General features: G+C 63.6%; 25 protein-coding genes. 14 read left to right on the forward strand and 11 right to left on the reverse strand.

What is annotated here, in order from left to right:
* Positions 1 to 10 precede the first annotated feature (10 nt).
* Positions 11 to 1,039: a DNA polymerase III subunit delta gene (gene holA / locus P6U24_RS00810; protein WP_407157328.1), complete on the forward strand. Its 1,029-nt coding sequence runs from the start codon at positions 11 to 13 to the stop codon at positions 1,037 to 1,039.
* A 207-nt stretch (positions 1,040 to 1,246) separates the two neighbouring features.
* On the opposite strand, the gene P6U24_RS00815 is transcribed toward holA, so the two are convergent.
* The 7 genes from P6U24_RS00815 to hemJ all read right to left on the reverse strand — a co-directional run bounded on the left by P6U24_RS00815 (position 1,247) and on the right by hemJ (position 9,611).
* Positions 1,247 to 2,137: a ParB/RepB/Spo0J family partition protein gene (locus P6U24_RS00815; RefSeq protein ID WP_407157329.1), complete on the reverse strand. Its 891-nt coding sequence runs from the start codon at positions 2,135 to 2,137 to the stop codon at positions 1,247 to 1,249.
* Between the two features lie 156 nt (positions 2,138 to 2,293).
* On the reverse strand, positions 2,294 to 3,145 hold the full coding sequence (locus P6U24_RS00820) for a ParA family protein (RefSeq protein ID WP_407157330.1): 852 nt from the start codon (positions 3,143 to 3,145) through the stop codon (positions 2,294 to 2,296).
* A 27-nt stretch (positions 3,146 to 3,172) separates the two neighbouring features.
* On the reverse strand, positions 3,173 to 3,841 hold the full coding sequence (gene rsmG, locus P6U24_RS00825; RefSeq protein ID WP_407157331.1) for a 16S rRNA (guanine(527)-N(7))-methyltransferase RsmG: 669 nt from the start codon (positions 3,839 to 3,841) through the stop codon (positions 3,173 to 3,175).
* A gap of 12 nt (positions 3,842 to 3,853) precedes the next feature.
* Positions 3,854 to 5,731: a tRNA uridine-5-carboxymethylaminomethyl(34) synthesis enzyme MnmG gene (mnmG, locus tag P6U24_RS00830; protein ID WP_407157332.1), complete on the reverse strand. Its 1,878-nt coding sequence runs from the start codon at positions 5,729 to 5,731 to the stop codon at positions 3,854 to 3,856.
* 202 nt (positions 5,732 to 5,933) lie between these two features.
* Positions 5,934 to 7,259, reverse strand: a complete 1,326-nt coding sequence (mnmE, locus tag P6U24_RS00835) for a tRNA uridine-5-carboxymethylaminomethyl(34) synthesis GTPase MnmE (protein WP_407157333.1) — start codon at positions 7,257 to 7,259, stop codon at positions 5,934 to 5,936.
* A gap of 353 nt (positions 7,260 to 7,612) precedes the next feature.
* The gene (rho, locus tag P6U24_RS00840; RefSeq protein ID WP_407157334.1) at positions 7,613 to 8,878 is read right to left on the reverse strand and encodes a transcription termination factor Rho; all 1,266 of its coding nucleotides are present in this window, start codon (positions 8,876 to 8,878) and stop codon (positions 7,613 to 7,615) included.
* A 310-nt stretch (positions 8,879 to 9,188) separates the two neighbouring features.
* Positions 9,189 to 9,611 carry a protoporphyrinogen oxidase HemJ gene (gene hemJ, locus P6U24_RS00845; RefSeq protein WP_407157335.1) on the reverse strand — a complete coding sequence of 141 codons (423 nt, stop codon included), beginning with the start codon at positions 9,609 to 9,611 and terminating at the stop codon, positions 9,189 to 9,191.
* Positions 9,612 to 10,027: 416 nt separating this feature from the next.
* Between hemJ and P6U24_RS00850 the strand changes: the two genes are divergently transcribed.
* The 4 genes from P6U24_RS00850 to dnaQ all read left to right on the forward strand — a co-directional run bounded on the left by P6U24_RS00850 (position 10,028) and on the right by dnaQ (position 12,869).
* Complete coding sequence (locus P6U24_RS00850; RefSeq protein ID WP_407157336.1) at positions 10,028 to 10,867, forward strand: pyruvate, water dikinase regulatory protein; 840 nt, start codon at positions 10,028 to 10,030, stop codon at positions 10,865 to 10,867.
* A gap of 69 nt (positions 10,868 to 10,936) precedes the next feature.
* Complete coding sequence (locus P6U24_RS00855; protein ID WP_407160726.1) at positions 10,937 to 11,485, forward strand: Maf family protein; 549 nt, start codon at positions 10,937 to 10,939, stop codon at positions 11,483 to 11,485.
* Between the two features lie 42 nt (positions 11,486 to 11,527).
* The gene (gene coaE / locus P6U24_RS00860; protein WP_407157337.1) at positions 11,528 to 12,127 is read left to right on the forward strand and encodes a dephospho-CoA kinase; all 600 of its coding nucleotides are present in this window, start codon (positions 11,528 to 11,530) and stop codon (positions 12,125 to 12,127) included.
* Between the two features lie 28 nt (positions 12,128 to 12,155).
* Complete coding sequence (dnaQ, locus tag P6U24_RS00865; protein WP_407157338.1) at positions 12,156 to 12,869, forward strand: DNA polymerase III subunit epsilon; 714 nt, start codon at positions 12,156 to 12,158, stop codon at positions 12,867 to 12,869.
* A 58-nt stretch (positions 12,870 to 12,927) separates the two neighbouring features.
* Here the strand turns inward: dnaQ and secB are convergent, their stop codons facing one another.
* A complete protein-coding gene (gene secB / locus P6U24_RS00870) occupies positions 12,928 to 13,413 on the reverse strand; it encodes a protein-export chaperone SecB (protein ID WP_407157339.1) in 486 nt (161 codons plus the stop codon).
* A gap of 396 nt (positions 13,414 to 13,809) precedes the next feature.
* Here secB and P6U24_RS00875 point away from each other — a divergent pair, with 396 nt between their 5' ends.
* The 3 genes from P6U24_RS00875 (at position 13,810) to P6U24_RS00885 (ending at position 16,960) form a co-directional block, all read left to right on the forward strand.
* Positions 13,810 to 14,514 carry a Tim44/TimA family putative adaptor protein gene (locus tag P6U24_RS00875; RefSeq protein ID WP_407157340.1) on the forward strand — a complete coding sequence of 235 codons (705 nt, stop codon included), beginning with the start codon at positions 13,810 to 13,812 and terminating at the stop codon, positions 14,512 to 14,514.
* A 266-nt stretch (positions 14,515 to 14,780) separates the two neighbouring features.
* On the forward strand, positions 14,781 to 16,376 hold the full coding sequence (locus tag P6U24_RS00880; RefSeq protein WP_407157341.1) for a murein transglycosylase A: 1,596 nt from the start codon (positions 14,781 to 14,783) through the stop codon (positions 16,374 to 16,376).
* On the forward strand, positions 16,373 to 16,960 hold the full coding sequence (locus P6U24_RS00885; protein ID WP_407157342.1) for a Smr/MutS family protein: 588 nt from the start codon (positions 16,373 to 16,375) through the stop codon (positions 16,958 to 16,960). The genes P6U24_RS00880 and P6U24_RS00885 overlap by 4 nt, the downstream gene beginning before the upstream one ends.
* 6 nt (positions 16,961 to 16,966) lie before the next feature.
* On the opposite strand, the gene P6U24_RS00890 is transcribed toward P6U24_RS00885, so the two are convergent.
* From P6U24_RS00890 to hslV, 3 genes are all read right to left on the reverse strand, one after another.
* Positions 16,967 to 18,091: a hypothetical protein gene (locus P6U24_RS00890; protein ID WP_407157343.1), complete on the reverse strand. Its 1,125-nt coding sequence runs from the start codon at positions 18,089 to 18,091 to the stop codon at positions 16,967 to 16,969.
* Between the two features lie 201 nt (positions 18,092 to 18,292).
* Complete coding sequence (gene hslU / locus P6U24_RS00895; protein WP_407157344.1) at positions 18,293 to 19,597, reverse strand: ATP-dependent protease ATPase subunit HslU; 1,305 nt, start codon at positions 19,595 to 19,597, stop codon at positions 18,293 to 18,295.
* Between the two features lie 69 nt (positions 19,598 to 19,666).
* A complete protein-coding gene (hslV, locus tag P6U24_RS00900) occupies positions 19,667 to 20,227 on the reverse strand; it encodes an ATP-dependent protease subunit HslV (RefSeq protein WP_407157345.1) in 561 nt (186 codons plus the stop codon).
* A 204-nt stretch (positions 20,228 to 20,431) separates the two neighbouring features.
* Here hslV and hisB point away from each other — a divergent pair, with 204 nt between their 5' ends.
* The 6 genes from hisB (at position 20,432) to P6U24_RS00930 (ending at position 24,198) form a co-directional block, all read left to right on the forward strand.
* Entirely contained in the window at positions 20,432 to 21,025 is a 594-nt protein-coding gene (hisB, locus tag P6U24_RS00905) for an imidazoleglycerol-phosphate dehydratase HisB (RefSeq protein ID WP_407157346.1), read from the forward strand.
* A 21-nt stretch (positions 21,026 to 21,046) separates the two neighbouring features.
* Positions 21,047 to 21,565 (forward strand): DUF2628 domain-containing protein, encoded by a 519-nt coding sequence (locus tag P6U24_RS00910; RefSeq protein ID WP_407157347.1) that lies wholly within the window; start codon positions 21,047 to 21,049, stop codon positions 21,563 to 21,565.
* Complete coding sequence (hisH, locus tag P6U24_RS00915) at positions 21,562 to 22,212, forward strand: imidazole glycerol phosphate synthase subunit HisH (protein WP_407157348.1); 651 nt, start codon at positions 21,562 to 21,564, stop codon at positions 22,210 to 22,212. Before P6U24_RS00910 ends, hisH begins: the two co-directional genes overlap by 4 nt.
* A 59-nt stretch (positions 22,213 to 22,271) precedes the next feature.
* Positions 22,272 to 23,009 (forward strand): 1-(5-phosphoribosyl)-5-[(5-phosphoribosylamino)methylideneamino]imidazole-4-carboxamide isomerase, encoded by a 738-nt coding sequence (hisA, locus tag P6U24_RS00920; RefSeq protein WP_407157349.1) that lies wholly within the window; start codon positions 22,272 to 22,274, stop codon positions 23,007 to 23,009.
* 11 nt (positions 23,010 to 23,020) lie between these two features.
* Positions 23,021 to 23,797: an imidazole glycerol phosphate synthase subunit HisF gene (hisF, locus tag P6U24_RS00925; RefSeq protein ID WP_407157350.1), complete on the forward strand. Its 777-nt coding sequence runs from the start codon at positions 23,021 to 23,023 to the stop codon at positions 23,795 to 23,797.
* Between the two features lie 77 nt (positions 23,798 to 23,874).
* The gene (locus P6U24_RS00930) at positions 23,875 to 24,198 is read left to right on the forward strand and encodes a phosphoribosyl-ATP diphosphatase (RefSeq protein ID WP_407157351.1); all 324 of its coding nucleotides are present in this window, start codon (positions 23,875 to 23,877) and stop codon (positions 24,196 to 24,198) included.
* Positions 24,199 to 24,220: the final 22 nt, after the last annotated feature.

Consider the following 24,220-nt stretch of genomic DNA (forward strand, 5'->3'; position numbering starts at 1 on the left):
GAAGACCGCAATGGTCGCACTGCGCGGACGAGACATCGACAGCTTCCTGGCCCGACCGGACCCTGCCCGGCCGATCGTCCTGCTCTACGGCCCCGATGCCGGTCTGGTGCGCGAGCGCGCCGACGCGCTGATCGCATCGGCGATCGACAATCCCGACGATCCCTTCTCTCTGGTCAAGCTCGATGGTGACGAGCTCGCAGCCGAGCCGTCGCGGCTGGTCGACGAAGCGATGACCGTGCCGCTGTTCGGCGGCCGACGCGCCATCCGCGTTCGCGCCGGTTCGCGCAGTTTCGCGGCGGGAGTCGAGACGCTGGCCGGCATGTCCGTCAGGGATTGCCGGATCGTGATCGAGGCCGGCGACATTCGCCCGGACTCGCCGCTGCGTAAGGCCTGCGAGCGCGCCGCCACGGCGGTTGCGATCGGCTGCTATCCCGACACCGAGCGCGATCTCGCCAAGCTGATTGACGACGAATTGCGGATCGCAAACTTGCGCATCGCGCCGGACGCACGGGCCTCGCTGATGTCGCTGCTCGGCGGCGACCGCCAGGCCTCGCGCAACGAATTGCGCAAGCTGACGCTGTTTGCACATGGCCAGGGCGAGGTGACGCTCGATCATGTCATGGCTGTCGTCGCCGATGCTTCCGAGATGAAGCTCGATCCGATCGTCGACGGCGCCTTCGGCGGCAAGCCGGATTTGGTCGAGACCGAGTTCGGCAAGGCGATGATCGCCGGCACCTATCCCGGCGTCATCATCTCGGCCGCGCAGCGCCATGCTGCGTGGCTACACAAATCGGCGCTCTCCGTAGCATCAGGCACGCCGATCTCGGCCGTGCTGGAAGCCGGATTTCCGCGGCTGCATTTCTCGCGCAAGCCGGCGGCCGAGGTGGCGCTGCGCAACCTCTCGCCGGCGCGCCTGCTGCCGATCATCGACCAGCTCGCCACGGCAGCACTCGACATGCGCAAGCAGCCGACGCTCGCGGCTGCGATCGCCCAGCGCACATTGCTGTCAATCGCGGTGGCTGCACGACGGCGGGTATGAATCTCGGTCGCGATCATTGCTTTCGCGGCACTGACGGTCCACCTCTCCCATTGGGAGAGGTCGATCGCGAAGCGATCGGGTGAGGGGCTACGGTCTTGCGAGCAAGCAGCGCCCCCTCACCCGCGCCTACCGGCGCGACCTCTCCCCGCTGGGGAGAGGTGGACCGAGCTTGCCGATTCCGCCGTAGGTCTACTAACAGATGTCGATCTAACCATTCTCCAGCCGGCGCGTGACCTCGTCGAGCTGTTCGAGATTGCGGTAGCTGATCTGCACCGTGCCGCCGGGATCGCGATGGCTGATGGTGACGTCGAGGCCGAGCGCGTCGCTGACCCGCTTTTCCAGCGCGATGGTGTCGGCGTCCTTCTTCTCCTTCGGCGCAGTGCCGGCGCGCGGCTTCTGCGGCTTGCGCTCCGGCACGCCCTCGTCATGCGCGAGCGCCTCGGTCTGGCGGACGTTCAAGCCTTCCTTGACGATGCGCTTCGCTGCCGCCAGCGGATCGGGCAGATTGATTAGCGCACGCGCGTGACCGGCCGACAGCTGGCCGGTCGCGATGAAGCCCTGCACCTCGGCCGGCAGCTTGGTCAACCGCATCATGTTGGCGACATGGCTACGGCTTTTGCCGACGATCTTGGCGATGTCTTCCTGACTGCGCTGAAATTCATTGGCGAGCGCGTGATAGCCCTGCGCCTCTTCCATCGCGTTGAGATCCTCGCGCTGGACGTTCTCGATGATGGCGAGCTCGAGCGCGTCGCTGTCGCTGACATCGACCGGGACGATCGGCACCTCGTGCAGGCCGGCGGCCTGCGACGCGCGCCAGCGCCGCTCGCCGGCAATGATCTCGAAGCGATCCTGCGCACCCTTCACCGGTCGCACCACGATCGGCTGGATCACGCCATGCTGCTTGATCGAATCCGTGAGTTCGCCGAGCTCGGCGTCCGAGAACGTGCGGCGCGGATTGCGCGGATTGGGCTTGAGGAATTCGATCGGCACCTTGCGCTGCGTGCGCGGCCGCTCCGGCGGCGCACCGGCCTCGCGCCCGACATCACCGATCAGACTTGCAAGACCGCGGCCCAGTCGCGAGCGCGATTCATCGGCCATCGCCTTCTCCCTTGGATTCACTAATGCCGCTCCTCGTCCCTCTCGCAGGTCGGGGACGCAGGCAACCAAGCGAACCCGAGATGCGATTCGATGCTGATGTGATGGCGCCTGCCCGGACCAAACCGCGTCATGCGGATGATACGGATTGGCGGGTGATCAATGAGGCTTGAGCTCGCGCTCGCGCTGGATCACCTCGGTCGCGAGCTTGAGATAGGCTTCGCTGCCGACGCACTTCAGATCGTAGACCAGTACCGGCTTGCCGTAGGATGGCGCCTCCGAGATGCGGACGTTGCGCGGGATCATCGTATTGTAGACCTTCGATCCCATGAATTGCCGAACGTCGGCGACGACCTGGTTCGACAAATTGTTGCGCGAGTCGAACATGGTCAGCACGATGCCGTGGATCGACAGGTTCGGGTTGAGCGTCGAGCGCACCTGCTCGACGGTCTGCAACAGCTGCGACAGACCTTCGAGCGCGAAGAACTCACACTGCAGCGGCACCAGGATCGCATCCGACGCAGCCATCGCGTTGACGGTCAGCAAGTTCAGCGACGGCGGGCAGTCGACCAGCACATAGGTGTAGTCGCCTTCCGGCGAGACATTGTTGTTGAGGCCGGCGATCGCGTCGCGCAGACGGAAGGCACGGTTAGCGGACGAACCGAGCTCGAGCTCGAGGCCCGAGAGGTCCATGGTTGAAGACGCGATGTGCAGACGCGGCACCGCGGTCGGCACCACGGCATCGCGCAAGGCGGCCTCGCCGATCAGGACATCATAGGTCGAGCAGTTGCGGTTGTGGCGATCGATGCCGAGCCCGGTCGACGCGTTGCCCTGCGGATCGAGGTCGACGATCAGCACGCGCTCGCCGATCGCAGCCAGCGCAGTGCCGAGGTTGATGGCGGTCGTGGTCTTGCCGACCCCGCCCTTCTGGTTCGCCAGCGCCAGGATGCGCGGATGGCCATCCGCGTGGGGTGCTCTATCCTCTTGATAAACCTGATCAATCACGGTCATCGGTTGTCGTTGCCTGTTCCGCGGAATTCATGAACATCGCTCGATCCGGTCGATCTCGACGATCCAGCCTTGTCCGCCCGTTCGGCTGGGATGAATCTTGTGTATGATGTTCCAATATTTGGTAGATTCGGTCAATTCCGCATCTACATCTTGGCCCTTCAGCAGCAGCGCCGTTGCACCTTTGTTAACCAAAGGTTCAACGAAGCCAATGAGTTGGTGTAATGGAGCCAGCGCGCGCGCAGTCACGCAATCGACTCGCCCCCTCCACTTCTCCACAATATCCCCGATCTCAGACAAATGCACGACGCCAGGTGAAGCGGTGACGCGAATTGCCTCGCGGAGGAAGGCCGCTTTCTTTGCGATGCGTTCGACGAGATGAACCTGAGCACCTGGCGTTTCGGCCAGCGCGCACGCCAGCACGACGCCGGGAAAACCGCCGCCGCTGCCGAGATCGACCCAGATTCTTGCGTCAGGCTTCAGTGCAAGAAGCTGCAGCGAGTCGGCGACGTGTCGGGTCCAGAGTTGCGGCAATGTCGATGGAGCGACCAGATTGGTCTTAGCCTGCCACTCTCTCAGTAGGGCGACGTAGCGGTCCAGGCGCTCGGCCGTTTCACGTGAAACAGGCGTGAGCGCCAGAGCCGCAGCCTTATCGGTCGCGAGATCTGATGCGGCCGAGGAGCGGCTCACCTGTTTCACGTGGAACGTCCCTTACGCCCTGGCGATCTTGCGGCGAGCCTCACGGCGCAGATAGGCCGCCAGGATGCCGAGTGCAGCCGGGGTCATGCCGTCGATGCGACCTGCCTGCCCGATCGTCCATGGCCTCGCCGCGATCAGCTTGGCTCGCGCCTCGTTGGAAAGGCCGGGCACCTCCGCATAGTCGATATCGCCGAGTACCATGCCTTCATCGCGCCGGAACGCATCAACGTCCGCGCTTTGCCGCTTCAGATACACATCATACTTGGCATCGATCTCCAAATGGACCGCAATGCCTGAATCGATTCCCCCGAGCTCGGGCCAGATCCCGCGGACCTCAGACCACCCCACCTCGGTATAGGCCAGCAGCTCGAAAGCCGAGCGGCGCTGGCCGTCCTTGTTCAGAACGAGCCCGTGCTTGGCGGCTTCGTTCGGCGTCAGAGTCAGCGACTTGGCCAGTGCCTTCGCGGCCGCGAGCGCATCCATCTTGGTACGATGACGTTGGCTCCGAACTGCCCCGACACAGCCGAGCGCAATGCCCTTATCGGTCAGGCGCTGATCGGCATTGTCGGCACGCAGCGTCAGACGATATTCGGCGCGTGAGGTGAACATCCGATAGGGCTCGGTGATCCCCCGCGTCACCAGGTCGTCGATCATCACACCGAGATAGCCGTCGGCGCGATCGAACACGATTGGATCTGTGCCGCCTGCGGCCAGCGCCGCATTGAGGCCGGCGACCAACCCTTGGGCCGCCGCCTCCTCGTAGCCGGTCGTGCCATTGATCTGGCCGGCGAGAAACAAGCCCTTCAGACGCTTTGTCTGGAGGGTCGGCTCCAGCTCGCGCGGATCGACATGATCGTACTCAATCGCATAGCCCGGGCGGATCATGCGGACACGCTCGAGGCCGGGAATGGTCGGCAGCAGCGCGAGCTGGACCTCCTCCGGCAGCGACGTCGAGATGCCGTTGGGATAGACGGTCGTGTCGTCGAGACCTTCCGGCTCCAGGAAGATCTGGTGGCCATCGCGATCGCCGAACCGGACAATCTTATCCTCGACCGACGGACAGTAACGCGGGCCGGTGCTCTTGATCTGCCCCGAGTACATCGGCGAGCGGTGGACATTGGCCCGGATCACGTCATGGGTCGCGGCTGTGGTCCGGGTGATGCCGCACTGGATCTGGGGCGTCGTGATCTTATCCGTCAAAACCGAGAACGGCTCCGGTGGATCATCGCCGGGCTGCATCTCGACCGCGCTCCAGTCGATGGTGGTGCCGTCAAGCCGCGGTGGCGTCCCGGTCTTCAGACGCCCAAGCTTGAAGCCGGCGGCTTCCAGTGACTTCGATAATCCCAGGGCTGGCGCCTCCCCGACCCGGCCGGCCGGCCAGTTCTTTTCGCCGAGGTGGATCAGGCCACGCAGGAACGTGCCGGTGGTGATGACGACCGCGCCTGAGCGGAACAGACGCCCATCGGCGAGCTTGAGGCCGACGACGCGGCCATCAGAGACAACCAGCTCGTCCGCCTCGCCCTCGATCACCTCAAGATTCGCAGTCTGCCGGATCGCGGTCTGCATCCCCGCTGCATAGAGCTTGCGATCGGCCTGTGCGCGGGGTCCACGGACGGCCGGACCCTTGCGACGGTTCAGCATTCGGAATTGGATGCCGCCGGCGTCCGCCACGCGGCCCATCAGACCGTCCAACGCGTCGACCTCGCGAACCAGATGGCCCTTGCCAAGGCCCCCGATCGCGGGATTGCATGACATCGCTCCGATGGTCGCGAACTGTTGGGTGACCAACGCAGTCTTGGCGCCCATGCGAGCAGCCGCAGCGGCGGCCTCACAGCCCGCATGTCCGCCACCAATGACGATGACGTCGAATGACTTTGAATTGTCGCTCATGGTCCGATTTTAACGCGCGGCGGTGACCACCGAAAGACGTTTCACGTGAAACAGCCACCAGCGCTCACGTGAGCCTGACGTGTTTCACGTGAAACGCTCCGGTCCGGTGCCGCCCCTGTTTCACGTGAAACGGTTGAAGATCCCTTAAGCTCCGAAACCAGATGTTAAGCATAAGAGCAGAATTCCAGACCGCTCCGGACAGCTACTTCCCAATACAGAACTCGCGAAAGATCACGTCGAGCAAATCCTCGACATCGACCCGCCCGAGCAGCTTGCCGAGCGCAAACGCCGCGACCCGCAGCTCTTCCGCAGCGAGCTCCTCTCCCAGCTTCACGGATTCGATGCTGCGCCGGAGCGCCGCGGCAGTTTCGTCGAGCAGCTGCCGCTGCCGGTCCCGCGTGATCAGCCCGGCCTCCTTCGTACCAAAGAAGTCCCGCGCGAAGGAGACCAACGCATCGATCAACTCAGCGATCCCATGTCCCTGCTTCGCAGAGATGCGGAAGACCGGATTTGCGCTCTCTCGACTCTCCTCACGCCCTGCGAGATCAATCTTATTTCGGACCACCCAGACCGGCACAGCGCCAGCGTGATCCGCTCCGAACGATCCGCAGTCGGTCAGCCAGAGTACCAGATCGGCATCGGCCGCTCGCGCTCGTGCACGTCGCACACCCTCCTGCTCCACGGGATCATCGGTGTCCCTAATGCCCGCCGTATCGATCATCGTCACCGGATAGCCGTCGAGATCAAGCTGGACCTCGATCACGTCGCGTGTGGTCCCGGCGTGGGGCGAGACGATCGCGACTTCGCGTCGGGCCAACTGGTTCATCAGAGTTGATTTCCCGACGTTCGGAGGACCCGCGATCACCACTGTCAGACCATCACGCAGACGTTCGCCCTGACCTTGAACAGCCAGCGCATCCTCGATGTCGCGGAGCAGGACCCTGATGCGGTCGATCGCCGGCGCCATCAACTCGTCGGGTACGTCTCCCTCATCGGCGAAGTCGATGCCGGCCTCGATCAGCGCCGATGCCTCGATAATCTGGCGGCGCCAGTCGCGTGCTCTGTCGCCCAGCAGACCTCTCAATTGGCGCAGGGCCTGACGGCGCTGGCGATCCGTATCGGCATGGATCAGATCGTCCAGTCCCTCGGCCTCGGTCAGATCAATCTTTCCGTTCTCGAAAGCACGGCGGGTGAACTCGCCGGGCTCGGCGGGGCGGAGATCGGAGAGAGTCGAGAGCGCCGCAAGAAGCGTGGCGAGCACCGCGCGGCTGCCATGGACGTGCAGCTCCGCGACGTCCTCGCCAGTCGCGCTCGCGGGCCCTGGAAACCACAGCACGACAGCATCATCGATCGGCTCACCTCCGGCATCGCGGAGCAGGGCGCGTGTCGCCAACCGGGGCGCCGGCAGTTTGCCGGCCAACGCCTCCAACGCAGCTCCGGCCCGCGAGCCGGACAACCTGACGATCGCGATCGCACTCGGCAACCGGCCGGAGGAGAGAGCGTAGATGGTCTGGTCGTGCGGATGCATGGTCCTGAGGTGGACCCGCGCGTCGGCAAAGACAATGGATTTAGCCGAACATGCTTTATGCGAGCTCGCATCAGCTCATCAGATCCCGACGCGTGCGGCCGACGATCATTCCGTGACCATCCTCCGAGACGGCGCTGCGCACCTCCTCCGGACGAGGAGCTTTTGCGCGGTTGGCTCTCAAACCCTCATGGTGAGGAGGCGCCTGAAAGCGCCGTCTCGAACCGTGAGGGCCCTGAGCTAACAGACGATCCGGCGATCGTGCTCTATAGCCTCACACTGAAAACCGACCTGCCCGAAACAAAAAAGGGCGCTCCAAAGAGCGCCCTTTGCAACTCGGCTGATCGTCTCATCGATCAGGTGTTCATCGACTCGAAGAACTCGGCATTGCTCTTGGTGTTGCGGAGCTTGTCGAGCAGGAAGTCGATCGCATCCATCGTTCCCATCGGATTGAGGATACGGCGCAGCACATACATCTTCTTCAGGTTCTGTGGGTCCGTGATGAGCTCCTCCTTGCGGGTGCCGGAGCGGGCGATGTCGATCGCCGGGAAGGTTCGCTTGTCGGCGACCTTACGGTCGAGGATCAGCTCGGAGTTGCCGGTGCCCTTGAACTCTTCGAAAATGACTTCGTCCATGCGGCTGCCGGTATCGACCAGCGCAGTGGCGATGATAGTCAGCGAACCGCCTTCCTCGATGTTGCGCGCGGCACCGAAGAAACGTTTCGGCCGCTGCAGGGCGTTGGCGTCGACACCGCCGGTCAGCACCTTGCCGGAGGACGGCACCACCGTGTTGTAGGCGCGGCCCAGGCGCGTGATCGAGTCGAGCAGGATGACGACATCACGGCCATGCTCGACCAAGCGCTTTGCTTTCTCGATCACCATCTCGGCGACCTGGACGTGGCGCACGGCCGGCTCGTCGAAGGTCGAGGACACGACCTCGCCTTTCACGGACCGCTGCATGTCGGTGACTTCCTCCGGGCGCTCGTCAATCAGGAGAACGATGAGGTAGCACTCTGGATGATTGGCGGTGATGGAATGCGCGATGTTCTGCATCAGCACCGTCTTGCCGGTGCGCGGCGGCGCCACGATCAGCGCGCGCTGACCCTTTCCGATCGGCGCCACGATATCAATGACGCGCGACGACAGATCCTTGCGAGTGGCGTCCTCGAGCTCGAGCCGGAAACGCTGGTCCGGAAACAGCGGCGTGAGGTTGTCGAAGTTGACTTTGTGCTTGGACTTCTCGGGGTCCTCGAAGTTCAGCGTGTTGACCTTGAGCAGCGCAAAATAGCGCTCGCCTTCCTTCGGGCTACGGATGTGGCCTTCGATCGTGTCACCGGTGCGCAAGCCGAAGCGTCGGATCTGCGAGGGCGAGACATAGATATCGTCAGGCCCGGGGAGGTAGTTGGCGTCGGGCGAGCGGAGAAAACCGAAGCCGTCGGAGAGCACCTCGACGACGCCTTCGCCGATAATGTCGGTCTCCGCAATCGCGAGCTGCTTGAGGATGGCGAACATCAGCTCCTGCTTGCGCATGGTGCTGGCGTTTTCGACCCCATTCTCTTCCGCGAAGGAGACGAGCTCCGCCGGCGTTTTTGACTTGAGGTCTAGAAGTTTGATTTCCCGCATTGGGGTGGTCCTGTGGAACGACTTGGGAAGGATGCGAGGTGGCTTTGAGAAAAGCGGACGGAAATGAGGGTCCGCAGGTCTAAGCAAGGCGGCGCCGATTGGGCACCAGACCTGATGCGGCGGCCGGTTGAACCGGGTCGCAACCACATCCGCCTGCGTGGGGTGGGATACATCTACTATAGAAAATCAGGTCTCGTTTCGCAAGCCATCACGCCGCGAGCGGCATGCAGTTTTGCTCGCGCTCGCGAACTCTCCTGTGCGAGTTGCCCACCATTGGTCGCCTTCGGGCCGACCATCGCAACCGCCCGCCTCAGAATGGCTTGACGATGACCATGATGACGATACCGATCATCAGCAGCGTAGGTACCTCATTGATAAGGCGATAGAATTTCTGACTGCGCGTGTTGCGGTCGGCAGCGAAATCCTTCATCCAGCGGGTGAAAAATCCATGCACGCCGGAGAGGATCAGAACCAGCAGGAATTTGACGTGAAACCACCCTGACTTGTACCAGCCGCCCGCCCAGACCAGATAGAGCCCGGCAAGCCAGGTCACCATCATCGCCGGATTGATAATCGCCCTCAGCAGGCGCCGCTCCATGATCTTGAAGGTCTCGGATTGCTTCGAGCCGATCTCTGCATCGCAGTGATAGACGAACAAGCGGGGCAGATAGAGCATGCCGGCCAGCCAGGAGATGACGGCGATGACATGCAGGGCCTTGATCCACTCATACATGGGAACGGGTGATCCTCGACGCCTGATCGTTCAAGCTTGCAAGTCGAGACATATCCGCTCGGGTGGTCTCCTCCAAACCAAATAATTTTAGAATCTTAGGGTTTGAGTTTAGGTGGCGGTGGATTGGACTCATGCAATGCCGTCCGCAAGCAACCACCAGCTTGTTCACAATCCTCAACATCCATTTGGCGACCGAGACCGCTCTGGATTCCGGTTCGTGAGTCATAGGCTTGCGAGAGATCATCAAGAGCTTATCCAGAGACAAGTTCAGCCCGTCCCGATATCATCGACATCAAGACCGGACTTATCCTGATCGGGGAGCATGTGTAGAAGGAGGGGGGTTATCCAAAGGCCCCCGGACGCCGCCGGTTTTTCCTCCCATCCTTCACAGGGATTCACAGATCGTTAAGGATTTGATGCCGACCTCCGGAAATTACTTTCACCTGCATCTGGTGTCCGACTCGACCGGCGAGACCCTGATCACGGTCGCGCGCGCCGTCGCTGCGCAATACACCAACGTGACACCCGTCGAGCATGTCTATCCGCTCGTGCGCAGCCAGAAGCAGCTGGACCGCGTGCTCGATGAGATCGAGGAGGCGCCGGGCATCGTGCTGTTCACGCTGCTGGAGAAGGACCTGGTCAGCCGGCTCGAAGCCAAGTGCAAGGACATCAACATCCCGAGCCTGTCGATCATCGGTCCGGTCATGCAGCTGTTCGAGGCCTATCTCGGTGCCTCCACGGCCGGGCGCGTCGGCGCACAGCACGTGCTCAACGCGGAATATTTCGCGCGCATCGATGCGCTGAACTACACGATGCTGCATGATGACGGGCAACTGGTCGAGGGCCTGGAAGACGCCGACGTCGTTCTGGTCGGGGTGTCGCGGACGTCGAAGACTCCGACCTCGATCTATCTCGCCAATCGCGGCGTGCGCACCGCGAACGTGCCGTTGGTCCCGGGCATTCCGATTCCCCATCAGCTCGAGATATTGAAGAAGCCGCTGGTGGTCAGCCTGCACGCGACGCCGGAGCGACTGATCCAGGTGCGGCAGAACCGCCTGCTCAGCATGGGCGCCGACACCGGCAACGATACTTATATCGACAAGCAGTCGGTCGCCGACGAGGTCGCCTATGCGCGCAAGCTGAGTGCGAAGTTCAACTGGGTGATGCTCGACGTCACGCGCCGATCGATCGAGGAAACGGCTGCTGCGATCTTGAAGCTCTATTCGGATCGGCAGCGGCAAAGGTTCGCGGAGTAAGGATACGTGACGAGCCTCTGGTGCGGCGAGCTACCCTTGATCCTGGCCTCGCAAAGCCGCGCGCGGCGCATGCTGCTCGCCAATGCGGGCCTCCCCTGCGAAGCGATGCCGGCGGATATCGACGAGCGTGCGATTCAGCAGGAGGCTGGTCTGATCGCGCCTTATGAGATCGCGCTGCATCTCGCGCAGGCCAAGGCGCTTGCGGCGTCTGGCACGAGGCCTGGCCATTATGTCGTCGGGGCCGACCAGACCTTGGCGATCGGCGAACGTCTCTTCAACAAGCCCGATGGTCGCGACCAGGCAATGCAGCAGCTGCTGGCGCTCGCCGGTCGCACCCATGCGCTGCATTCGGCTGTCGTGGTCGCGCGCGACGGCGAGGTCGTGTTCTCGCATGTTGCGATCGCCTGGATGACCATGCGTGCCTTGAGCGAAGCCGACATCGCTGTTTATCTCGACAAGGCCGGAGACGCCGTGATGTCGAGCGTCGGCGTCTATCAGCTCGAAGGCCTCGGCGTGCATCTGTTCGAGCGCATCGATGGCGATCACTTCACGATTCTCGGCTTGCCGCTGCTACCGGTGCTCGCCTTCTTCAGGGAAGCGGGCCTGCTGCGCATATAGAAGAGAAGTATCAAGGCCCGGCTCGCGGGGAACGAAACACGCATGAGAGTGCTTGGACTGACCGGCTCGATCGGGATGGGCAAATCGACAACCGCGAAATTATTCGCGGAAGCCGGCGTGCCGGTCTACGACGCCGATGCGACCGTGCATAAAGTGTACGAAGGCGAGGCAGCCGCGGCGGTCGAAGCCGCTTTCCCTGGCACCACAATTGGCGGCAAAGTCGATCGTAGCCGGCTCTCTGCCAAGGTGGTCGGCCATCCCGACGAGATCAAGCGGCTGGAGCAGATCGTCCATCCGATGTTGCGCGCGCATCAACAAGCCTTTCTCGAAGAGGCCGAGCGTTCCGGCGCGCCGGTCGCTGTGGTCGATGTGCCCCTGCTGTTCGAGACTGGCGGCGACAAGCGCGTCGATGCCGTGGTCGTGGTGACGACGTCGCCGGAGCTGCAGCGCCAGCGCATCCTGGCGCGCGGCACCATGACGGAGGAGGCGCTCGATGCGCTGCTGGCGCGGCAGATGCCGGATGCCGAAAAACGCAGGCGCGCCGATTTCATAGTGGATACGTCGCACGGACTCGACCCCGTGCGCGTGCGCATCCGCGACATCCTCGAGCAGGTGATTAAGATGCCGCAGCGGCGGAGCTGATTCGCCGCGCAATGCGAGCTGACTGACGATGCGTGAGATCGTTCTCGATACCGAAACCACCGGCCTTGATCCGCTGCGCGGCGATCGCCTGGTCGAGATCGGCTGTGTCGAGATCTTCAATCGCATGCCGACCGGCCAGTCCTACCACGTCTACATCAATCCCGAGCGCGACATGCCGGCCGAGGCGTTCGCCGTTCACGGCCTGTCGAGCGAGTTCCTGTCGACCAAGCCGCTGTTCGCCGAGATCGTCGAAGAGTTCCTGGCCTTCATCGGCGATGCGCCGTTGGTGATCCACAACGCATCGTTCGACATCAGCTTCATCAATGCCGAGCTCGACCGGGTCAAACGTGCGGCCATTCCGCGCGAGCGTCTGGTCGACACCCTGCTGCTGGCGCGGCGCAAGCATCCGGGCGTGTCGAACCGGCTGGACGATCTGTGCTCGCGCTACGCGATCGATAATTCCCACCGCACCAAGCACGGCGCGTTGCTCGACGCCGAGCTGCTGGCTGAGGTCTATGTCGACCTGGTCGGCGCGCGGCAGTCGCAGCTGATCCTGACACAGGAGGTTCAGGAGATCCGGATTGGAGCATCGATCGATATGCCGCGCCGGCAGCGCGAGGTTCCGCTGGCCCCCCGTGTCACCGACGCCGAACGGGAGGCGCATCGGGCCTTTGTCGCCACCTTGGGTGACAAGCCGATCTGGAATGAATACCTGCCGGAGATCGCGGCCCCGTCCGCCTGATGCGGACCTGCGGGGCCACGTCTTATTGAGAAGGCCGTAGCGTCTCGTTCGGTCTGACTCAGCTCGGCTTGACCTGAGCGGCTTCGGCGGCGGCCTGCCGCTCCATGTTCTGCCGATACAGCCCGACGAAATCGACCGGGTCGAGCATCAGCGGTGGGAAGCCGCCATCGCGCACCGCAGTCGCGACGATTTCGCGGGCAAACGGGAACAACAGGCGCGGGCACTCGATCAGCAGCATCGGGGAGAGGTTCTCCCGGGGAATGTTGAGCAGCCGGAACACGCCGCCATAGATCAGCTCGAAGCTGAACATCACCTTGCCGCCGCTCTCCGCCTTGCCCTCGATCGAGAGGGTCACCTCGTAGTCGTTCTCGCCGAGATTATTGGCGCCCACGTTGATCTGGATGTTGATCTGCGGCTGCTGGCCCTGGGGGGCAAGCGATTGCGGCGCATTCGGGTTCTCAAACGAGAGGTCCTTGGTGTATTGCGCCAGCACGTTCAACTGGGGAGGAGCTCCCTCGGGAGGAGAGCCGTTGCCGTTGGTCATGAAAGTGTTCTCCTGGCACAGAAAGGCCGGTGATTGTGCGGCGAGTGGCTAACATAGCCGCAGCGCGTTCCACAAGGATGGATGGTATCGGAACAGTTAACGGCTGCAGGCGTCCCACTTTGCACCGCGGCGAGCATGGGCCCGGTCGCGTCGACCTCCGCCGGGGAGAGGTAAATGATTGAAGATGCGCGATTTCCAGGCACGGAACGATTTCCCCTGGTGCCGAAAACGCGCTACACTTGGCGCGCCACAATGCGCCATTGGCCGGGCTCAATTCCGTGACTACATCGGCACTTTCGATCGATGCTGGTGTCTCAAGCAGCTCCCTGTGACAGGATGCCCGACTGCCGGGACCGTTGCCGGCGCCATAGATAAAGCCGAGAAAGCGAAAACGACGTGGACATCTACACTATCATATTCCTGGCGCTGGCGGTGTTCATCTTCCTGCGCCTGCGCAATGTGCTCGGACAGCGCACGGGCAGCGAGCGGCCGCCGTTCGATCGTACGGCCCGCAATGCCGTGCAGGGTGCGCCGGACAGCAACAACGTCATCACGGTTCCCGGCAAGCTGATCGACCCCGGCACGTCGGCTGTGGTTGCCGATGCCGGTCCGGCACTCGACCGCTGGAAGGACCTGGCGGAGCCGGGCACTGCCCTGGCGCGTGGTCTCGACGCCATCGCGGCCCAGGACTCCTCGTTCGATCCGCGCCACTTCATCTCGGGGGCGCGGAGTGCCTATGAGATGATCGTGCTCGCCTTCGCCAATGGCGATCGCCGCTCGCTGCGCGAGCTGTTGTCGTCGGAGGTCTATGAGAGCTTCGACGCTGCCATTAAGGATCGCGAAAAGCACGAACAGAAGACGGAGACGCGGTTTGTCTCGATCGACAAGGCCGAGTTGGTCGGCGCCGAGCTGCGCGACCGCACGGCACAGCTCACCGTTCGCTTCGTCTCGCAGATGATCTCGGTGACGCGCGACAAGATGGGCACCATCGTCGACGGCAACCCGGACAAGGTTGCCGACATCACCGACATCTGGACCTTCGCGCGCGACACTGCGTCACGCGACCCGAACTGGAAGCTGGTCGGCACCGGCAGCCATTAGAGCGTTTTCAAGCGAAGTGGACACCCGTTCGCGTCAAGAAAACGCGTCAAAACAGAAAGCTAGAGCCTCGTTCCGATTCAATGGGAACGGAAAAGGCTCTAGCCGGCAAGATTTATAAGCGGCAAGTCTGTCCAGTCGCATTCGGACAGCCATCGCTATATCCTGAACCAAATGCGCGCGACGGAGGACACAGCAGGCGCGCAGCCCCGATGCGTAAAGCGCTTATTTCCAAAGTTCGCATTGAATGGTTCTTTGACGGTGCAGCTATGGCTCGCGAATTTTGGAAGCGCGGCGGCTCGTTCCAAAGCCGCTTTGGATATGTCGGCATCGCGCTCAGCCTGAGCGTCGTGGCACTCTCGCTGATTCCGTTTGCAGCAGAGGCCGTGCGAAATCGTCATGCGCGGCAGGCCTGGGCTTCGGAGCGGCACCTGCCCTACCCCGACCTTCCATTGCCGCTTGAGATTCCGAACAGCCAATATCTTCCGCTGGCCTGGGCCGATGTCCCAGGCTGGACCGACGACGACCACCTCGCCGCTTACCGGACCTTCCGCGCCAGCTGCAAGCCGATCGCGGCGAAACCGGATGGCCAGCCCGAGCCGAAGGCGCTGGGTGATTCCCTGCGTGATCCCTGCCGCGCTGCGCGCGCGCTCGACCTGCCCGATGCCGGCAAGGCCAAGGTGTTCTTCGAAGAGCATTTCCAGCCGGTGCGGATCTCGCGGCTTGGCGATGCCGACGGATTCGTCACCGGCTATTATGAGCCGGTGCTCGACGGCTCGCGCACGCAGAACGAAGTCTACAACGTGCCGGTCTATCGCCGGCCGTCCAACCTGTTCGTGCGCGGCTTCAAGCAGGATGCGCCGAACCTGCCGAACAAGGGGCCGGTGTATCGCAAGATCGGCCGCCGCAAGCTGGTGCCCTACTACGATCGCGCGCAGATCGAGGACGGCGCGATCGAAGGTCGCGGGCTGGAGATCGCCTGGCTGAAGAGCCAGACCGATCTGTTGTTCATGCAGATCCAGGGCTCGGCGCGGATCCAGCTCGACGACGGCTCGACCGTTCGTGTCAATTACGACGCCTATAACGGCTATCCCTACACGCCGGTCGGCCGCATCCTGATCGAACGCGGCATCGTCCCGCGCGAGGAGATGTCGATGCAGCGGATCCGGGACTGGATGGAGCAGAACCCGAACGAGGCCGACGAGGTGCGCCGGCAGAACCGCGCCTACATCTTCTTCCGCGTGGTGCAGCTTTCTGACAAGGACGAGGCGATCGGCGCACAGGGCATTCCGCTGACGCCGGGCCGCTCGATCGCAGTCGACAAGTCGCTGCATGTCTACGGCACGCCATTCTTCATCACCGGCACGCTGCCGATCGAATCGGAGAAGTCGAACACACCGTTTCACCGGCTGATGATCGCGCAGGACACCGGCTCTGCGATCGTAGGCCCGGCGCGGGCGGATCTGTATTTCGGCGCCGGCGCGGAGGCCGGCAAGATTTCGGGGCGTTTGAAGCAGCCCATCCAGTTCGTGATGCTGGTGCCAAGAAGCCTTGATCCGGTGGCGCGCGGCCACAGGCTGCCGCTGCCGGACGCAAGGCCATCGGCGAAGATTGCGAAGCTGTTTCCGCAAGTCGAGCCGAAGAAGACGGCGCAGGATCAGAGCCAGCAACAGAAGTCCACCATTGGCAGCGCCCCCCCTGTATCCACTTTTCCAGCCAATGCGGCGCCGGCCCCAACCGCCGCTGCGGTCGTGCAGAACGCACCGGCCGCGTCCGGCGTGCCGCTGCCGGAGGCGCGGCCGAAGATCGACGACAAGACCGCCAATCTCCGTCATCGCCGGCGCCATCGTAACTACAGCCGATGAAGCGTCCCACCGCATCGCACGACGTCGAGGTCCCAGGCCACCGCCGCAAGCGGGCCTTGAGCGAGGATGATCGCGCGCTGTGGCAGATGGTGGCGAGGCAGGTCAAGCCGCTGAAGAAGAAGCCGCGCATCCCGAAGCTGCATCCGCCGATGTCGGCGGCCGAGCCCGCCCCCACGCCGCCGTCCGTGACGTCACGTCCGGTCTCAACCCTTCAAGCTCCAAAGCCGGTCAAACCGGCGATGCCGCCGCTGGTGCCACTCGGACGCCGCGAACGCTCGCGGCTGTCGCGCGGCAGAAGCGAGATCGATGCCCGGCTCGATCTGCACGGCATGACCCAGAGCCGCGCGCACCAGGCGCTGCATCTGTTCTTGCAGCGGGCACACAGCGAGGGCCACACCTTCGTCCTGATCATCACCGGCAAGGGGGCGGCAGGCGATTCCGAGCGCGGCGTGCTGCGGCGGCAAGTGCCGCATTGGCTGAGCCTGCCCGAGTTTCGCGGGCTGGTCGTTGGCTTCGAGGAGGCCAATATCGGCCATGGCGGTGCGGGCGCGCTCTACGTGCGGATCCGCCGCGCGCGGGGCTAGACCTGCTTAGAACGGCCTGATGATTCCGACCCGCGGCAGCGCGGTGACGATCCAGCCGAGCCTCGTCGTCTTGCGATCTTCGACGGGGATGGGTGACGCGCCTTTCGTCGCCGGCAAGGTCCTCACCGCATGCAGCAGCAGGATCATGCAAGTGACCCAGCTCGAGAGCCAGCGCGAATAGTCGAACACCATCGCGAACATCACGAGATAGCCGAGACTGATGATGGCGATCGCGGCGAGGACGATGCGCCGATGCCTGATATCGGTGAGTGCGCGGAGCGTACCGCCAAAGAAACGCCAGAACGGCGCATGCAGCCAGAGCAGCAGCGCATAGACGGGCACGCCCGCCAGGTTCGACGGCATCCGCGCCCAGGTGTCCTGCACTTCCTTCGTCAGCGGCTGATACCAGATGTAGGCGAACTGGATCAGCGCGGTGCGAGATGGGTCGACCATCCGACTCTGCAGATAGCGCACGAATTCGTCATACGGGATCGGCATCGTGCCAAGGAATTGCGCGGCGAGAAACAGCGCGCCGAGGCCGAGCAGAGCGCCTATGCCGACGGCGACATTGAGCTTGGTTGCGCCCTGCGTCAGATAGTAGCGCAGCACGACGATCGCGGCGATGGTTGGCACATACATCAAGAGATGGATGTGGTGGATCAGGATCAGCAGCGCCGAGAAGACGGTCGCAAGCCACACGATGGCAAGCGAACGCGCCGGCACCAAGAGCAGGATGATCGCGCACAGGCAGCCATAGATGTCGAAGTGCCCGAGCGCGAACATGAAGTTCTTCAGGAAGAATGGCGAACCCGCGGTGAACACGAATAGCGGCAGGTGTTCGTCATCGAAGCCAAAAGTCTTGCGGAATAGCTGGACGAACAGGCCTGCAGTGATCAGCCAAGCGCAGCCTCCGATCGCGAAGACCAGCCACACCGGCACCTTGTCGGTGAACAGCGCGACCATGGCGCCGATCAGCGCGCGCTTGATGAAGCCGAAATGATAGTCGACCAAGAGGTGGATGTAAGGGACGTAGGGCTGCAGGTTGAGCTTGTAGACGAAGACGCCGAGCATGACGGCGGCGTTGACATAGAGCATCGCACGCCAGTGGCGCTGCAGAGAGGGCGGCGTCATGTGGCGCTCGCTGTCACGTCATTCTGGACGTCGTCCCGGCCAAGCGAAGCGCGAGCCGGGAGCCATAACCACCGATGCTGATGCTGAGACAAGGCTGGAGCTGCTATCTTGCGTTCGCAACGGGCGTTGGTGGTTATGGGTCTCCGCGTTCGCGGCGACGACAGCGAATCTGCCGCGCCTGTGCAGGCCGACAAATCACACCTACAGGATAAACCGGCTGAGATCGGTGTTCTTGGCGAGGTCGCCGATGTGCTGCTGCACATAGGCGGCGTCGACCTGGATGGTCTCGCCGTTGCGGTCGGAGGCGGTGAAGGAAATGTCGTCCAGCACGCGCTCCATCACCGTCTGCAGCCGCCGCGCGCCGATATTCTCGACCGTCGAATTGACGGCGACCGCGATATCGGCCAGCGCGTCGATCGCACCATCGGTGATGTCGAGCGTGACGCCCTCGGTCTTCATCAGCGCCACATATTGCTTGATCAGCGACGCCTCGGGCTCGGTCAGGATGCGGCGCATGTCGTCGCGCGACAGCGCCTGCAGCTCGACCCGGATGGGCAGGCGGCCCTGCAGTTCGGGAAGCAGGTCGGAGGGCTTGGCGATGTGAAACGCGCCGGAGGCGATGAAGAGGACGTGATCGGTCTTCACAGTGCCGTGCTTGGTCGAGACCGTGGTGCCCTCGATCAGCGGCAAGAGGTCGCGCTGCACGCCCTCGCGGGAGACATCGCCGCCCTGCCGGTTCTCGCGCACGCAGATCTTGTCGATCTCGTCGAGGAACACAATGCCGTTGTTCTCGACCGCGTGGATCGCCTCCTGCACAAGCTGCTCGTCATCGAGCAGCTTGTCGGATTCCTCGTTGACCAGGATCTCGTGGCTGCCCTCCACCGTCAGCCGGCGGGTCTTGGAACGGCCGCCTAGCTTGCCGAAGATGTCGCCGATCGAGATCGCGCCCATCTGGGCGCCCGGCATGCCCGGGATCTCGAACATGGGAAAGCCGCTGCCGGACGACTGGGTCTCGATCTCGATCTCCTTGTCGTTGAGTTCGCCGGCCCGCAGCTTCTTGCGAAACGAATCCCGTGTCGCCGCGCTGGCATTGGCGCCGACCAGCGCGTCGAGCACGCGCTCCTCCGCCGCCAGCTGTGCGCGGGCCGCGACATCCTTGCGCTTGCGTTCGCGCACCTGCGCGATCGCCACCTCGACGAGGTCGCGGATGATCTGCTCGACGTCGCGGCCGACATAGCCCACTTCCGTGAATTTGGTCGCCTCGACCTTCAGGAACGGTGCGCCGGCGAGCTTGGCGAGCCGCCGGGCGATTTCGGTCTTGCCGACGCCGGTCGGGCCGATCATCAGGATGTTCTTGGGCAGCACCTCCTCGCGCAGCCCGCCGTCGAGCTGCAGCCGGCGCCAGCGATTGCGAAGGGCTATCGAGACCGCGCGCTTGGCGTCGGCCTGGCCGACAATGTAGCGATCGAGTTCGGAGACGATTTCACGGGGGGAGAAGTCTGTCATGGGGGCCTAGCTAAGACCGGATCGGGATCGGGGCAAGTCGGCTTGCTGTCACGCCTTCGGACGGCGTGATCAACCCGCCGCCAGAGTTTCGATCGTGACGTTGCGGTTGGTGTAGACGCAGATCTCGGCAGCGATGTCGAGCGAGCGGCGCACGATGGTCTCGGCGTCCTGGTCGGTGTCGACCAGCGCCCGCGCCGCGGCCAGGGCGTAATTGCCGCCGGAACCGATCGCCATCACGCCGGCCTCCGGCTCCAGCACGTCGCCGGTTCCGGTCAGCACCAGCGAAACATCCTTGTCGGCGACGATCATCATCGCCTCGAGCCGCCGCAGGTAACGGTCCGTTCGCCAGTCCTTGGCAAGCTCCACGGCGGCCCGGGTGAGTTGCCCCGGATATTGCTCGAGCTTGCTTTCCAATCGCTCAAACAGCGTGAAGGCGTCGGCCGTGGCACCGGCAAAACCACCGATCACCTCGCCCTTGCCGAGCCTGCGCACCTTCTTGGCGTTGGACTTGATGACGGTCTGGCCGATCGAGACCTGGCCGTCGCCGCCCACCACCACCTTACCGCCCTTGCGGACCGTCAGGATCGTGGTGCCGTGCCAGACCGCCGGCTCGCTCTGAGATGCGTACATTCTGAGATCCTCTTTGACCGGGCTGATTTAGGCGCTGGCGGTCGGGGATACAATCTTCGGCTTTGGACCGGGATTGCCAACGAAGTGGCCTTGAAAACCGGTCACCATAGGCCGAGATCAAGGCCCTATCCTGCCATCCTGCAGTAGCGAAGGTGACACTGGCCTGTTAAAAGGGCCGCGTTTTCAAGGGAAAGCTGGACCTTCATGCGCAGCGCGACCATCAAGCGCAAGACCAAGGAGACCGACATCGAGGTTGCCGTCAACCTCGACGGGTCGGGCGTGGCCGAAATCTCGACCGGGATCGGCTTTCTCGACCATATGCTGGATCTGCTGGCCCGGCATTCGCGCATCGACATGAAGGTCAAGGCGATCGGCGATCTCCATATCGACGATCACCACACCGCCGAGGATGTCGGCATCGCGCTCGGCCAGGCGGTAAAGCAGGCACTCGGCGACATGGCCGGCATCACCCGCTATGCCTCGATCCACCTGCCGATGGACGAGACGCTGACGCGAGTCGTGATCGACGTCTCGGGCCGGCCGATGCTGGTGTTCAGAAGCGCGTTCCCGACCAGTAAGATCGGCACGTTCGACACCGAACTGGTGCGCGAATGGTTCAACGCGTTCGCGATGAACGCCGGCATCACGCTGCATGTCGAGACGCTGTATGGCGACAACAGCCATCATATCGCCGAATCCTGTTTCAAGGGTCTGGCGCGCGCGCTGCGTGTGGCGGTCGGAATCGATCCGCGCGCGGCAGGCGAGGTGCCATCGACCAAGGGTCGGCTCGGCGGCTGAGTTCTTACGGCGGAGTTTGCGATGCCGGTCTACACTGTTCACGCACCCCTCACCGCGGGCGCCGATCTGCGCTCGACGGACCGCTTCATCTTCGTGCGTGACGGCTTCCACTTCTGGGCTGCCGTGCTCGGCGTGATCTGGCTCGCCTGGCACCGGCTGTGGCTGGCGCTGATCGGCTGGATCATTGTCGTCGCCGCTGTGGATGCGCTCTTGCTTTGGATCGGCGTCGGCCGTGGCACGGTGTTCGTCGCCGACGTCCTGCTCGCGATCCTGCTCGGATTCGAGGCCTCCAGCCTCGAGCGCTGGAGTTTTTCGCGCGGCAATTGGCAACAGCTGGACATCGTGGTCGGCGACGATCGTGACGCCGCCGAGCGGCGCTTCTTCGAGCGCTGGGCCGCGCGTCGTGGCGCGCCCGCCTATGACAATCATACGGTCGATCGCGGCGCGCCGCCGCCGACCCGCGACAATGGCGGCCATCCGCCGCCGATGCCGCATTACAGCATCATTGGCTTGTTCCCGGAACCAGGAGGTGGACGATGAGTGTTGCGATCATCGATTACGGCTCCGGGAATCTGCATTCGGCCGCGAAAGCCTTCGAGCGCGCCGCGCGCAGCATGGAAGACCCGCAGAAGATCGTCGTGACGTCAGATCCGGATGTGGTCTATCGCGCCGACCGCATCGTGCTGCCGGGTGTTGGCGCCTTTGCCGATTGTCGCCGCGGCGTCGATGCGGTCGACGGCATGCTCGAGGCACTGACGGAAGCCGTACGCAACAAGGCGCGGCCCTTCTTCGGCATCTGCGTCGGCATGCAATTAATGGCGACGCGTGGCAAGGAGCATGTCACGACCGAGGGCTTCAACTGGATTGCGGGCGACGTCGAGAAGATCACGCCGCGCGATGAGAGCCTGAAGATCCCGCACATGGGCTGGAACACGCTCGACCTCACGCAGGAACATCCGGTGCTCGAGCGGCTGCCGCTCGGGCCGAAGGGCCGGCATGCCTATTTCGTCCATTCCTATCACCTCAACGCGGTGAACGAGAACGACGTGCTGGCGCGCGCCGATTACGGCGGGCCGGTCACCGCGATCGTTGCCAAGGACACCGCGATCGGCACCCAATTCCATCCGGAAAAGAGCCAGCGCTTCGGGCTGGCCCTGATCTCGAATTTCCTGAAATGGAAGCCGTGATGCCTGTGCTCCTCTCGTTACGTAGAGGAGCCGCCTCGGCTGGTTGAAAGATCTCTTCGATGATTTTGTTTCCCGCTGTTGACCTGAAGAACGGCCAATGCGTGCGGCTCGAGCAGGGCGACATGGCGCGTGCGACCGTGTTCAATCTCGATCCCGCCGCGCAAGCCAGGAGCTTCGCCGACCAGAGTTTTGAATATCTGCACGTCGTCGATCTCGACGGCGCTTTCGCTGGCAAGCCCATGAACGCGCATGCCGTCGAGGCGATGTTGCGAGAGGTCAAGATGCCGGTGCAACTCGGCGGCGGCATCCGCGATCTCAAAACGGTGGAGGCATGGCTCAACAAGGGCATCACCCGCGTCATCATCGGCACCGCGGCGGTGCGCGATCCGGAGCTGGTGAAGGCGGCGGCGAGCGCGTTTCCCGGCCGGGTCGCAGTCGGGCTGGACGCGCGCGATGGCAAGGTCGCGGTCGAAGGCTGGGCCGAGGTCTCGGAGGTGACGGCGCTCGACATCGCACGCCGCTTCGAGGATGCCGGCGTCGCCGCCATCATTTTCACCGACATCGCCCGCGATGGCCTGCTCAAGGGCCTCAATCTCGACGCGACCATTGCGCTGGCCGACCAGATCTCGATCCCGGTGATCGCCTCCGGCGGGCTGGCCTCGATCGAGGATGTCAAGGCGATGCTGACCCCGCGCGCCGCGAAGCTCGAAGGCGCGATCGCCGGCCGCGCCCTCTACGACGGCCGGCTGAGCCCTTCGGAAGCGCTGGCGTTGATCCGCCGCGCCCGCGCCGCTTAGGAGGCTGTTCGATGTTCAAGGTCCGCGTCATTCCCTGCCTCGACGTCAAGGACGGCCGTGTGGTCAAGGGCGTCAACTTCGTCGATCTGCGCGACGCCGGCGACCCGGTCGAGGCCGCAATCGCCTATGATGCCGCCGGCGCCGACGAGCTCTGCTTCCTCGACATCACCGCGACTCACGAGAACCGCGGCATCATGCTGGATGTCGTGCGCCGCACGGCCGAGGCCTGCTTCATGCCGGTGACGGTCGGCGGCGGCGTCCGCACCATCGACGACATCAGGACCTTGCTGCGCTCGGGCGCGGACAAGGTCTCGATCAACTCGGCTGCGGTGGCGCGGCGCGAGTTCGTCAAGGAGGCTGCCGAGAAGTTCGGCGAGCAGTGCATCGTGGTCGCGATCGACGCCAAGCGCGTCGCCCGCCCCGGCGGCTCGGAACGCTGGGAGATCTTCACCCATGGCGGCCGCAAGTCGACCGGCATCGACGTGCTGGAATATGCCCAGGAGGTGGTCGCGCTCGGCGCCGGTGAGATCCTGCTGACCTCGATGGACCGCGACGGCACCAAGCAGGGGTTCGATCTCCCGCTGACCCGCGCGGTCGCCGACAGCGTCCCGGTGCCGGTGATCGCCTCCGGCGGCGTCGGCAATCTGGATCATCTGGTGGACGGTATCCGCCAGGGCCATGCGACCGCCGTGCTAGCTGCCTCGATCTTCCACTTCGGCGAATTCACCATCCGGCAGGCCAAGGACCATATGGTCCGTGCCGGCCTGCCGATGCGGCTCGATCCCTGACGACTCCGCGTCGCAAAACTGCTAAATAGGACCATCGCGCCCGTGCATCTCCGGGCGCCAGTACCGAGTACCTTCAGATGTCCCGCTTCACGGTCCATGACCTCGCCGCGATCATCGATGCCCGCGCCGAGGCGGGGGGCGAGGCGTCCTATACGCGCAAGCTGCTCGACAAGGGTCCGCAGCAATGTGCCAAAAAAATGGGCGAAGAGGCTGTCGAAACCGTGATCGCGGCGATCGAGAATGATCGCGACCATTTCATCGCCGAAAGCGCCGATCTGTTGTTTCATCTCCTGGTGCTGTTGAAGTCGCGCGGCGTTCGCCTCGAGGATGTCGAGGCTGCCCTGGCCAAACGAACCGGGATGTCCGGGCTGGAAGAAAAGGCGTCACGGAAGAAAGAGTAGCGCAGCGGGTTTTTTAGGAACC

The organism is Bradyrhizobium sp. STM 3557, assembly GCF_045571465.1.
In the GTDB taxonomy this organism is placed as follows: Bacteria; Pseudomonadota; Alphaproteobacteria; order Rhizobiales; family Xanthobacteraceae; genus Bradyrhizobium.